Source organism: Bacteroides faecalis (genome assembly GCF_003865075.1).
Lineage (GTDB): Bacteria > Bacteroidota > Bacteroidia > Bacteroidales > Bacteroidaceae > Bacteroides > Bacteroides faecalis.
This window is the reverse complement of record NZ_BHWB01000003.1, coordinates 406,719-419,077: the sequence shown is the minus strand read 5'-3', so window position 1 is coordinate 419,077 and position 12,359 is coordinate 406,719. Positions and strand designations below refer to the sequence as shown.

At 38.8% G+C, this 12,359-nt stretch carries 10 protein-coding genes; 3 read left to right on the top strand and 7 right to left on the bottom strand.

The window, feature by feature from the left end; genetic code table 11:
• Positions 1-316 precede the first annotated feature (316 nt).
• From EJF25_RS07285 to EJF25_RS07265, 4 genes are all read right to left on the bottom strand, one after another.
• Positions 317-1,273 (bottom strand): D-2-hydroxyacid dehydrogenase, encoded by a 957-nt coding sequence (locus EJF25_RS07285; RefSeq protein WP_125040692.1) that lies wholly within the window; start codon positions 1,271-1,273, stop codon positions 317-319.
• A 26-nt stretch (positions 1,274-1,299) separates the two neighbouring features.
• Entirely contained in the window at positions 1,300-2,571 is a 1,272-nt protein-coding gene (locus EJF25_RS07280; protein ID WP_125040691.1) for a replication-associated recombination protein A, read from the bottom strand.
• A gap of 5 nt (positions 2,572-2,576) precedes the next feature.
• Positions 2,577-5,153, bottom strand: a complete 2,577-nt coding sequence (locus tag EJF25_RS07275; RefSeq protein ID WP_125040690.1) for a DUF5686 and carboxypeptidase-like regulatory domain-containing protein — start codon at positions 5,151-5,153, stop codon at positions 2,577-2,579.
• 264 nt (positions 5,154-5,417) lie between these two features.
• On the bottom strand, positions 5,418-6,503 hold the full coding sequence (locus EJF25_RS07265) for a UDP-N-acetyl glucosamine 2-epimerase (RefSeq protein ID WP_125040689.1): 1,086 nt from the start codon (positions 6,501-6,503) through the stop codon (positions 5,418-5,420).
• 83 nt (positions 6,504-6,586) lie between these two features.
• Here EJF25_RS07265 and EJF25_RS07260 point away from each other — a divergent pair, with 83 nt between their 5' ends.
• Positions 6,587-7,240 (top strand): trimeric intracellular cation channel family protein, encoded by a 654-nt coding sequence (locus EJF25_RS07260; RefSeq protein WP_125040688.1) that lies wholly within the window; start codon positions 6,587-6,589, stop codon positions 7,238-7,240.
• A gap of 100 nt (positions 7,241-7,340) precedes the next feature.
• Here the strand turns inward: EJF25_RS07260 and EJF25_RS07255 are convergent, their stop codons facing one another.
• The 3 genes from EJF25_RS07255 to EJF25_RS07245 form a co-directional block, all read right to left on the bottom strand.
• On the bottom strand, positions 7,341-7,841 hold the full coding sequence (locus EJF25_RS07255) for a DUF4251 domain-containing protein (protein WP_125040687.1): 501 nt from the start codon (positions 7,839-7,841) through the stop codon (positions 7,341-7,343).
• 158 nt (positions 7,842-7,999) lie between these two features.
• Positions 8,000-8,959: a M48 family metallopeptidase gene (locus EJF25_RS07250; protein WP_125040686.1), complete on the bottom strand. Its 960-nt coding sequence runs from the start codon at positions 8,957-8,959 to the stop codon at positions 8,000-8,002.
• 36 nt (positions 8,960-8,995) lie between these two features.
• Entirely contained in the window at positions 8,996-9,556 is a 561-nt protein-coding gene (locus EJF25_RS07245; protein WP_125040685.1) for a LemA family protein, read from the bottom strand.
• A 240-nt stretch (positions 9,557-9,796) separates the two neighbouring features.
• Between EJF25_RS07245 and EJF25_RS07240 the strand changes: the two genes are divergently transcribed.
• Positions 9,797-10,300 (top strand): RNA polymerase sigma factor, encoded by a 504-nt coding sequence (locus EJF25_RS07240; protein WP_025075748.1) that lies wholly within the window; start codon positions 9,797-9,799, stop codon positions 10,298-10,300.
• A 204-nt stretch (positions 10,301-10,504) separates the two neighbouring features.
• Positions 10,505-12,280, top strand: coding sequence for a hydroxymethylglutaryl-CoA lyase-like TIM-barrel protein (locus EJF25_RS07235; RefSeq protein WP_125040684.1), 1,776 nt, complete (start codon positions 10,505-10,507; stop codon positions 12,278-12,280).
• The last annotated feature ends 79 nt before the right edge of the window (positions 12,281-12,359 follow it).

The following is a 12,359-nucleotide window of genomic DNA, read 5'->3' as shown; positions in this document are numbered from 1 at the left end:
TGCCTAAAGAAGGTTCAGCGCCGGGTTTATAATCAACAGCATAGGAGAAATCTATCAATGCTACGGCAAAACTTAAAGTAAAGGAGACTATTGATATTATTGTAGCTATAAGAGCCCCTTTTCTCTTGAGATACCTTTAAAATTGAAATAGGCTTTAAACTTTAAGAATTAACGTGTTTTATTTATAAGGGCATTGGGAGGAACTAAAAATAAGACTACTGCATTCTGTCTATAGAGTCTCTAAAAGTTTTGTTCTACTTTTAGAAGGTATTTCAGGATGGAGTAGCCTTACATTATTTTAAAGTATACAACTCCCTTATTTATTCACTACATTTTCCGGAGTTCCGGCAATAAATGCTTGTAAATTGCTGATTGCGATATTCATCAACCGTTCGCGTGCCTCTGAAGTAGCCCATGCGATATGCGGAGTGATGTAACAGTTCTTTGCTGTAAGTAACGGATTATCAGCACGAGGAGGCTCTGATGAAAGTACATCTACTCCAGCTGCATAAATCTTGCCATTGTTCAGCGCATCAGCAAGATCTTGTTCGTTAATTAGTGGACCACGACCAGTATTAATCAGGATTGCCGATGGTTTCATTGTAGCTAAACGGCGGGCATTCACTAATTCGTGAGTATCAGGAGTCAGCGGGCAATGTAAACTGATAATATCACATTCGCTGAACAACTGGTCCATATCCATTTTTTTTATTTCCGGTGGCAATTGGAGATGTGATTTAGAAGTTACTGCATATACTTGCATACCGAAACCGATGGCAACACGAGCTGTAGTATAACCTGTATTTCCCAATCCGATGAGCCCAATTTTCTTTTCTCTAAGTTCTATTAACGGAGTATCCCAGAAACAGAAATCCTTGCTATTTGTCCAACGACCTTTCCGAACTTCTTCTGAATGATGTTGTACTTGCAATGCTATATTCAGAATATGGGCAAATACCATCTGTGCAACAGAAGCAGTGCTATATGCAGGGATATTTGTCACAGTGATACCACGTTCCTTAGCTGCGGTAGTGTCTACAACATTATATCCGGTTGCTAATACACCGATATATTTTAGTTCGGGTAGAGCAGCTATAAGATCACCATTGATAACGACCTTGTTAGTTAGAATAACTTCTGCATCGGCAGCACGTTCCAGCACTTCTTCGGGGGCAGTACGATCGTAGATAGTACATTCTCCGAGAGCTTTCAAACCTTCCCAGGATAGATCTCCGGGATTGGCGGCAAAGCCGTCTAAAACTACTATTTTCATAAATATATATTTTGAATTGTCTATTCCTATTTCTTGAACTTTTCTCCCCATAATTGCTGCATTCGTTCAGCATGTTTCAGCTCGGCCGGATTGTTTTGAGGTTGCCAGATTCGTTTGTTTTTCAATTCATCAGGTAAGAACTGCTGATTAACAAAGTTCCCTTCGTAATTATGAGCGTATTTATATTCTTGTCCGTAACCTAACTGTTTCATTAACTTAGTAGGAGCATTACGGAGGTGTAAAGGCACAGGTAAGTTGCCACTAGAACGTACTAACTCCAATGCGTCATTGATTGCATTGTAAGCAGAGTTACTTTTAGGGCTTGTCGCTAAATAGATCGTAGTTTCTGCCAGAGGAATTCTTCCTTCGGGCCAACCGATCTTCATTAGTGTATCAAAGCAAGCATTTGCCAAAAGCAAGGCATTGGGATTGGCAAGACCTATATCTTCAGAAGCAGAAATCACTAATCTACGGGCAATAAAAGCAGGATCTTCACCTCCTTCCACCATACGTGCAAGCCAATAAATAGCCCCGTCCGGATCACTTCCCCGAATGGATTTGATGAAAGCGGAAATAATATCATAATGCATTTCTCCGTCTTTATCATATGCCAACGGATTTTGTTGTAGACGTTCGGTTACCATTTCATCAGTAATGACAACCTTATCTTCTGTTTCCGAATCTACAACCAATTCTAAAATGTTTAACAATTTACGTGCATCTCCACCGGAGAAACGTAACATGGCTGTAGTTTCTTTCAATTCTATGTTCCGTTCCTTTAGTACCACATCAGTAGTAATAGCTCGTTGTAGCAATTCCAGCAAATCTTCTTTCTCTAAAGATTTGAGCACATAAAGTTGGCAACGGGATAGGAGAGGACGAATCACTTCAAATGAAGGGTTTTCAGTTGTAGCGCCAATTAAAGTAATGGTTCCCTGTTCTACGGCTCCCAACAATGAATCCTGTTGTGATTTACTGAATCGATGAATTTCATCGATAAACATAATAGGGCTGGCTTGTGAAAAGAAACGGTTATTCTTGGCACGATCTATCACCTCGCGCACATCTTTTACACCCGAAGTTACAGCACTTAAAGTATAGAACGGAGTCTCCAGTTTATTAGCAATGATTTGCGCTAAAGTCGTTTTGCCTACTCCGGGAGGCCCCCAAAGGATAAAAGAAGAGATACGTCCTGCATCAATCATTTTGCGCAAGATAGCACCCGGTCCGACTAAGTGTTTCTGACCGATATATTCATCTAAAGTTTTAGGTCGTAACCGTTCTGCTAGAGGTTGCATAATTTTTAGAATACCATTAATACCATGAAACGGATACCATTTTTATTAATACCCGGATTATTACGATAAGTGAAACGATGCACATATTCGATGTGCAGCAATTTGAATATATTGTATATACCGACACTACCTTCAATGTACGGCACTTTAGGATCCATTACAAAACTGGTAAATTTACCGTCGCGGGTAGGAAAACGGAATAGCTCCGGATTACTACTCTTGAATGGATTGTTTTTATCGGTCAATGATCCCCACAAAGCACGTATACGAAACATTTCCCTCCATTTCAGATTCTTGATCAGAGGAATACGATTAAACAGTTTCCCGTTCATGTCATATGAAACGGACATAGAAGCAAAACGGTCATTCAGGAATTCCATATTATTGATCAAACAGAATGTTTCACGCTGGGTGATGTAAGACAAGTTAGCCTCCGGTAAAATCAGCAATGGGAAAGGCACTACATTCCATTCTGCACCAGCTTTCACGCTACAGTCAATTTTACCCCAGGATGAAGGAAGCCAGAAACGTTTCCAGATACTTGCTTCTGTGCGGTTGAAATTGTATTCTCCCCCCAATATCCCTTTGAATCCCATTGCATGAGTCAATGTAAAGATGGGAGCATCTAGCGAAACAGGCACTCGGCGTTGCTTTGAATTAACAAAAGACTCTCCCGGAGCATATCGCAGTGTAAGGCTGGCTTCAGAAGTTGTAATATCATGTACACGCGTTTGCGCTGCATCATTACGTAAATATTCCAGTTTTCCGCAAGGTTCATCGTTACGATGGCGAAGCATTGCTTTTACACCAAATCCTGTTTGAGTTTCCAGTTCGTAATTAATGGTAGCATCGCGCATATAAGACATTTGATCCACCGTTGTCGTTTTCAGAGAAAGGAAGATATTATCTTTATCCGTAAACAGGAATTTATCCATCGGTGACATTACATCATAACTATAAGTCGCTGATATATAATGTTTCGGGAATTCCCATACTACATAATCACGCTTGTTGAAGGAATAAGTCAGAGTACCACTATATTTCCAACGTTCATCTTTCAGACCATAAGCTCCATAACCATTGAGGAACCAATGTTTATCGAAATGAGCTGTTGTCATACCACTTAAGCGGAAACGGGTTCCATCAATGTAATTGCTTGAAATCATCGTATTGATAGGACCGATATCAATTTTACTCGGATGTTCTTTGGTCCCTGTCTCTACAAAGTTTTCGATCAGTGCTTTTGCTCCGAATATAATATATTTGAATCCCGGGATCTGCTCCAGACGATTTACGAAAATATCCATATTACTCTCTTTCTTCGTCAGCGGTACTTGCCGGACTTCTGCCCAATACTCATCACTTTTCGAGAGCATATCTGCTTCTTTAATTACATCACCTTTCAATCGGAAAAGTCGTGGCTCAATAGGATCAAACAGATAATTAGTGTATTTCGTTGTTCTTTCTACCTGTAATCCTCCGGAAGTCTTATTGGAATTCCAAGAAAGATCTACCGTCATGTCGTCATCCGCCAATACCCAGTTACCATTGGGAAGCTGTTCGTATTGTTGCACGATATCCATTTGATTTACAAAGTTTACTCCGGTTTTTTTCGGAAGATTCATGGTACACTTCAGAACTGCATAAGTAGAATCATTCAGGACATAAAGATGTCCCGTAAAACCGAAATCTTGTGAGTTCTGTGGAACAAAAGTCAGATGTACACATTCACGCTTATTGACCACAAGCGTATCCATCAGATAAAACTTATAAAAAGAAATGGCGTTATTGCCTATAGGGCTGACGAAACGTTGCTGTAGAAGACGGATTTCGTCATCGTAAATATTAATATCGGCAAATACATCTTTCAGAACTGTCCCCAGCATATCACCTGTAGAAAAGAACTCATCTATACCATTAGAATTCTTTCCTTTAATAATAGTCTTTTTGTTTTGGGGATCTTTCCGGAAGATCGTTTGTGAAGCTGTTTCTTGAACGGAGATAGGAAGAATCAGTTTCTTAGTAGTTTCCGATACTTCCACTTGGTCTTTCAAGAAAGAGTACTTCTTATAAATACCTTTTTCCAGCTTTTCCGGGGTCAGATCATTGATAGACATCTTCATTTTCTCGTACTTGTCGTACTGATAGTAATCGTTCACTTCCAGGGATTGTGCCTTTTTGTGTTCGATTACTTTTTTCATAAAATCGACAGCCGGATTGTTTTTACGAGTGTATTTTTCTTTCTTGGGTTTCACTACGACTTCATCAATCAGTACATTATCCGTTGATAATTTAACATTGACAGTTTGGTTGCCGGAACCTACTTTTACTGTCTTACTGACGTATCCGATAGCTGAGAATATAAGATTTCCCCCGTTCTTTCGGGCTTCGAGCTTGTATTCACCGTCAATGTTTGTGATAGTACCCAAGTCTTTCTTATCTTGGTAGTAAACCGAGATGTACATTAATGGCTCATTGGTAATAGAGTCCGTAACTACTCCCTTAATCTGCTGTGCAAAAGTATTTGAAGTTGCCAGTATAAATATGAGTAGTATAATTATTTGGTTGTATTGTTGTTTCATAACGTTCGTACGTAGTAGGGGCACAAAGTTAGCAAATAACTCTAAGTATAACAGATTATATAACTTTTTTTACTCATCGTTTTTTGTTCTTTACATGCATAATCATAGAACGATCAATAGATTCTTTTTGTTCCGTAGTTTAGAACTTTTAGTTTCATGGCTTGAAACTGTTGGTTTCATATGGGTGGAACTATTGGTTTCATGGGATGAAACTAAACGTTTCAAGGCATGAAACACTTAGTCTTATTCCTTGAAACTCATAGTTTATTTATTTGTTAAAATCTGTACGATGCGTTCTGCTGTACGTCCATCCCAACGTTCAGGCAATCCTCCCTTTTTCCATTCACCTTTCATCAGTTTGTCCAAAGCTTGGGCGAGTGCAGTTGGATCTTCTCCCACCAACTCGTTGGTTCCCATACGCCATGTTTCCGGATGTTCGGCAAAGGTGTTGAGAGTAATGCAGGGGATTCCCAGAAATGTAGCTTCTTCCGCTACGTTACCGGAATCCGAAATAATACCTTTAGCTTTATTGATCAGATATCCGAAAAATAGATAATTCTGTGTCGGCATGATATGAAGGTTAGGAGCATCAATTCCAAGTTCTTTAATAGCATTGCGTACGTATGTATGCAGGGGAGCTACAATAGGCATACCTTCAGACTTCTTAATAATTGTTTCCAGCAGACGGCGTAAGGTTTCTCGATTACTCAGTAATGCACGACGGTTAAGAGTGAGCAAAAGATAGTTTCCTTCTTCCAGTCCTAAAACAGAGAACCAAATAGGTTTGAGCAGACGGTTACGGCTGTATCGTATGGTGTCAATCAGTATATTACCTACGTAATATACATTTTCGTTTTCTGTTCCCGTTTGATTGAGATTGCGGTTGGCCACCATTCCGGCAGTAAAGAGATAATCCGATACTCCGTCCGTAATCATACGATTTACTTCTTTCGGCATTTTCATGTCGAAAGAACGTGTTCCGGCTACAAGATGTGCTACTTTGATTCCTTGTTTCTTGGCTACAATGGCACAACTCATCGTTGCTGTCAAGTCGTCTACTACCAAAACAACGTGTGCCGGATTTTCAGTTAGTTCCTGTTCGAAAGCGATCATAATTCCGGCTGCCAAAGTGGTGGGATTGCTGCTTTCGACTCCTAAATAAACATCAGGCACTTTCATATCCAGATCTGAAAACAGAGAAGCATCCAGACTTGTATCGTCCTCTTTGCCTGTGTAGACCAGACGGTAGGAAATACTTTTACCCAGCGCCCTTGCAGCTTCGATAGCACGCGTAATAGGAGCTATTTTCATGAAATTGGGGCGAGCCCCGGCAACAATTGTTATTTTCATATCGTTTCTATCTAATTCTAGAAGCAAAAATACATCTTCTTACGGAATTTATTCGTTTCTTTGCATACAAAAATAACAAATATATGCCCACATTCGTTCAAATTCTTGATTTTATTGGCACGTTTGCCTTCGCAATTAGTGGTATTCGTTTGGCTTCGGCAAAACGTTTCGACTGGTTTGGAGCTTATGTAGTGGGACTTGCTACAGCTATCGGAGGCGGTACTATACGTGATGTTTTACTGGATGTTACCCCTGCTTGGATGACTAACCCTATTTATTTGATATGTACGGCTCTGGCTTTGTTATGGGTTATCTTTTTCGGGCGTTCGTTGATTCGGCTTAATAATACATTTTTTATATTCGATACTGTCGGTCTGGCTTTATTCACAGTAGTTGGTGTCGGTAAAAGTCTTGCTTTAGGTTATCCGTTTTGGGTGGCAATTATTATGGGTAGTATAACGGGTGCTGCCGGAGGTGTGATACGAGATGTCTTTATCAATGAAATACCATTGATTTTCCGAAAAGAAATTTATGCTATGGCGTGTGTGGTTGGTGGTATTGCATATTGGATATGTGATACTATAGGTATGCATTCATACGGTTGCCAAGTGATAGGCGGATTAACCGTTTTCGTGACTCGTATCTTGGCTGTGAAATATCATATCTGTCTGCCAATCCTGAAAGGAAATGAAGAGAGTGAAAATGAAGGGGGAGGGAAATGGGGGACTTCCTCTTAATTATAATGACGCTATCCTGTTACCATAGTGCCGCTATGCTTAGCTTATAGCGTTACTATACTAACAGGATAGTAACATCATCTTTAAAAGATTAGATTGGTTATTTCTTACTGTCTTTAATTACTAAATCTCCCATAAAACTGATAGATTGTCGATTCTGCATACTGACATCGATAGAAGCCGATCCGTTACTGAATATTCTGATATTATATTCGAATAAATCTTCCGGACTACGTGCTGTAAACTTAATGCGTGCAGCACCTTTCTTATCTACTTTCATAGTGTATTCTTTAAGTGGAGCACTAAAGTTTAAACCTTTCCCGCCATCATAAGGAATACTATAAGCTCTTCCATAATAAGGTAAATGAGAGATAACCGAATCATTTCTGATTTCTAACGAATAGGGAGATGACAATGAAATATTACGTCCACGCATAGGCATGGCAGTATTGACATCTATCTTGTAGTTCTCTGATACGATTTCTTGTTTAACCGCTTCTTTTTTCTGTTCCTGCTTTTCTTTTTTGCTTTGAGCCAAAAGAGTAGGAGCTCCCACTAGCATAGCTAGTAATAACACCAAGATTTGTTTTTTCGTTTTCATATCAGTTATATTTTTAGTGAGTGTATATTATAACATTCAAATATACTAAAAATCAGATGATTTATGCTACCTTTAATGAAAATTAAACACCAATCCCTGCTTATTAATGACAAAATAAGCTGAGATTGGTGTTAATCTCCTGATTTTCCTAGTTGTTTTTAGAATTGTTCCAGAATAGCGATTCTTTTCTCAATAGGAGGATGTGTAGCAAACAGTCCGCTCAATCCCATGAAAGAACTTTTGGCTTGCTTTCCGGGATGTTGAATAAATAGTTGTGCTACATCTTCACGTTTTACAGCTTCTATATTCGGGTCTGCCGATATTTTGCGTAAAGCACTTGCCAGAGCCAATGGATTTTTTGTCATTTCTGCTGAACCTGCATCTGCCATATATTCGCGTTTGCGTGAAATAGCAAAACGCATCAGGCTTGCAAAAAAGAAACCGATGGCAGCCACTATTAAAGTAATAAATATAAAGAGAATGACTCCTGCTCCACCTTTATTACTGCGTATACGAACGTGCGTGATAGTATAAAGGGTGATCTGTGTCAGCATAGAAAAGATACCAACGAATACAATAGATATGATTAACAGGCGAACGTCATGATTGCGAATATGACTTAGTTCATGGGCTATAACGGCTTCCAGTTCATCATCTTTAAGTTTCTGGATGATTCCTTGTGAAAGAGTAATAGTATAAGTCCGTTCGTTGATACCACTGGCGAAAGCATTCAGAGAGTTATCATAAATTATATTGATTTTAGGCATCTTCATGCCCTGTGACATACAGAGATTTTCTACTAAATTGTAGATACGCTTATTATCCTTACGGTCTAGTGGCTTGGAGCCGGTTGCAGTATTGATGATACTTGTATTAGCCCAATAAGCAATCAGGAACCAGACCAGTACAATCCCTATAGTATAAGGAAAGGCTGAAATGAATAACTGATTGACCATTGGCAACAATTCGCTTTCCATGTTTTTCCCATACCCGAAAATGATTATTAGATAACAAGACAGATAAAGAAGCATTGTTACCAGACATGGAAATAATAGTAGCAAAATCGCAGAACGACGGTTATTCCGACTCTGTTGCGTTTGGATTCCGACGTATTGCATAAATGTTCGAGTTTTGTGGTTGAGTAAATGACGGTGTTAGAAACTAATCTTAGGTGCTTGCTCCAGGTTTGCACGCTCGTTTTGTCCCAGATCGAACATGATTTCCTTATGGAAGCCACACATTCCTGCGATAATATTGGAAGGAAATGTCTGAACAGCATTATTATATTCTTTTGTTGCAGAATTGAAATAGCGGCGTACAGCTGCCAATTTGTTTTCTACATCGGAAACTTCTTCTTGCAGTTGCAGGAAGTTTTGATTTGCTTTCAGGTCCGGATAAGCTTCTAAAGTAATTTTCAGTCCTGACAAAGCTGATGATAGTTGATTTTCTGCGTTTATTTTTTCATCAATTGATTTAGCATTTACTGCACCGTTTCTTGCCTGAATCACACGATCGAGCGTTTCCTTTTCGTGTGAGGCATATCCTTTCACTGTATCTACTAGTTGCGGGATAAGATCATGACGCTGTTTTAACTGTACATCAATGTCTGCGAAAGCATTTTCGCGATTGTTCTTCAATTTCACTAAAGAGTTGTACATGGAAGCAAAAATGATTCCTAGTAGTACGATTACCCCAACAATAACAAGTGTAGCCATAGTCTTTTAATTAATTTAATTTATTTATCAAAAGTAGGCTATTTAGTCTTTTTCGCCAAAAAGAGGCAAATAAAAAACATTAATAACCACCCAAAAACTATCAAAAACCACCTAAATTCTATCAATTGACAGTTTTACCCCCTATGAAATGTTGAATCCTCCCCTGTTAGACTCTGAAAATACCTTTAAACTTGCAACCATTGAGAAAGAAACGAAATATTAACCAAAAACCTTTAGAGTATGAAAAGTTTAAGTTTCAGAAAAGATTTAATTGGAGTTCAGGAAGAATTGCTTCGTTTTGCATATAAATTAACAGCTAATCGTGAGGAAGCAAACGATTTATTGCAAGAAACATCATTAAAAGCATTAGATAATGAGGAAAAATATGTCCCGGATACTAATTTTAAAGGATGGATGTATACCATCATGCGCAATATATTTATAAATAATTACCGTAAGATAGTACGGGATCAGACTTATGTAGACCAAACCGATAACTTGTATCATTTGAATCTTCCCCAAGACTCAGGATTTGAAAGTACAGAAGGTGCTTATGACTTGAAAGAGATGCACCGTATTGTCAATGCGTTGCCGAAAGAATATAAGGTACCTTTCTCTATGCACGTATCCGGTTTTAAATACCGGGAGATTGCTGAAAAGCTGGATCTGCCTCTTGGAACAGTAAAGAGTCGTATCTTCTTTACTCGCCAACGTTTGCAACAAGAATTAAAAGATTTTGTTTAAAAGGGGATAACATCTTTAGAACCCAGTTCTTGTAAGGAGCAACGGAGTATATCTTCGCTTGCTCCTTTAATTTTATAGCAATATGTTATTAAATATGTTCGTTGATCCAAATTTACTGTTCTTTATTTGTCATAATGTCAAATAACTTAGTATATTTGTAATAACTAGTTAGCCTAATGAATAAATCTCATCTAATTAAAAGCAATGAAAAAAGAAATTAAGTTTAGTCTCGTTTTTCGGGACATGTGGCAATCATCAGGAAAGTATCAACCACGTGTTGATCAGTTAGTCAGAATTGCTCCGCTGATTATTGAAATGGAATGTTTTTCCCGTATTGAAACCAATGGGGGTGCATTTGAGCAAGTAAATCTGTTGTATGGAGAAAATCCGAATGAGGCTGTTCGTGCTTTTACAAAACCTTTTCGTGAAGTCGGTATTCAGACTCATATGCTTGATCGTGGATTGAATGGGCTTCGTATGTATCCTGTTCCGGCAGATGTTCGTCGTTTAATGTATAAAGTAAAACATGCGCAGGGAGTGGATATTACCCGTATCTTTTGTGGATTAAATGAAGTCAGGAATATAATTCCTTCTATTCATTATGCACTCGAAGCGGGGATGATTCCCCAAGCTACATTATGTATTACTTTCTCTCCGGTACATACTGTGGAATATTATGTTGCAATTGCTGATCAACTAATAGAAGCCGGTGCACCAGAAATTTGTTTGAAAGATATGGCAGGTATTGGTCGTCCCGAAATGTTAGGACGGCTGACGAAGACTATTAAAGAAAAACATCCTGAAGTCATTATTCAATATCATGGACATAGTGGTCCGGGACTTTCGATGGCTTCCATTCTTGAAGTTTGTGAGAATGGAGCGGATATCATTGATGTAGCAATGGAACCGCTTTCATGGGGAAAAGTTCATCCGGATCTAATCTCTGTGCAAGCTATGCTTAAAGATGCAGGTTTCCAGGTGCCGGAAATAAATATGAAAGCTTATATGAAAGCACGTGCTATGATACAGGAATTGATAGATGATTTTCTCGGATATTTTATAGATTCTACTAACAAACATACTTCTTCATTGCTTTTAAAGTGTGGATTACCCGGTGGTATGATGGGCTCCATGATGGCGGATTTGAAAGGTGTACATTCCGGTATTAATATGATATTGAAAAGTAAGAATGAACCGGAATTGAGTATTGATGATTTATTGGTGATGCTGTTTGACGAAGTTGAGTATGTCTGGCCAAAACTTGGTTATCCTCCGTTGGTAACTCCTTTTAGTCAGTATGTGAAAAATGTAGCCTTGATGAATGTGATGTCCCTAATTAAGGGGGAAGAACGTTGGACGGTGATTGATAATCATACGTGGGATATGATTTTGGGTAAGAGTGGACGTCTTCCGGGAAGTCTTGCTCCCGAAATAATTGCTTTAGCCAAAGAAAAAGGATATGAATTTACAGATGAAGATCCACAGAAGAATTATCCGGATCAGTTAGAAGAATACCGCAAGGAGATGATAAAGAATGGATGGGAGTTCGGATCGGACGATGAGGAATTATTTGAACTGGCCATGCATGATCGCCAATATCGTGATTATAAATCAGGGGTTGCCAAAAAACGTTTTGAGACTGATTTGCAACGTGCCAAAGATGTTACTCTTGCTAAACAAGGTTTTTCAGAGGAAGAGGTGAAACGACTCAAACGTGTTAAGGCAGAGCCTATCACTGCTATGGAAAAAGGACGCATTATCTGGGAAATAGATGTCGAATCACCTTCTATGCCACCTGAAGTAGGGCATAAGTATGAGCCGAACGATGTGTTTTGTTATATTGCCACTCCATGGAATACTTATGATCGTGTGATGGCAAATTTTAGTGGACGTATCATTGAAGTTTGTGCAAAACAAGGGGCTTTGGTTAATAAAGGAGATACTTTGGCATATATTGAACGATGTGAGGAAACGGCATAAAGATGAATAACTATATAATTAAGGTAAACAAATAACTGGTGAATGGTAAATCGTAGATTGATGTAGCCATGGCACAATT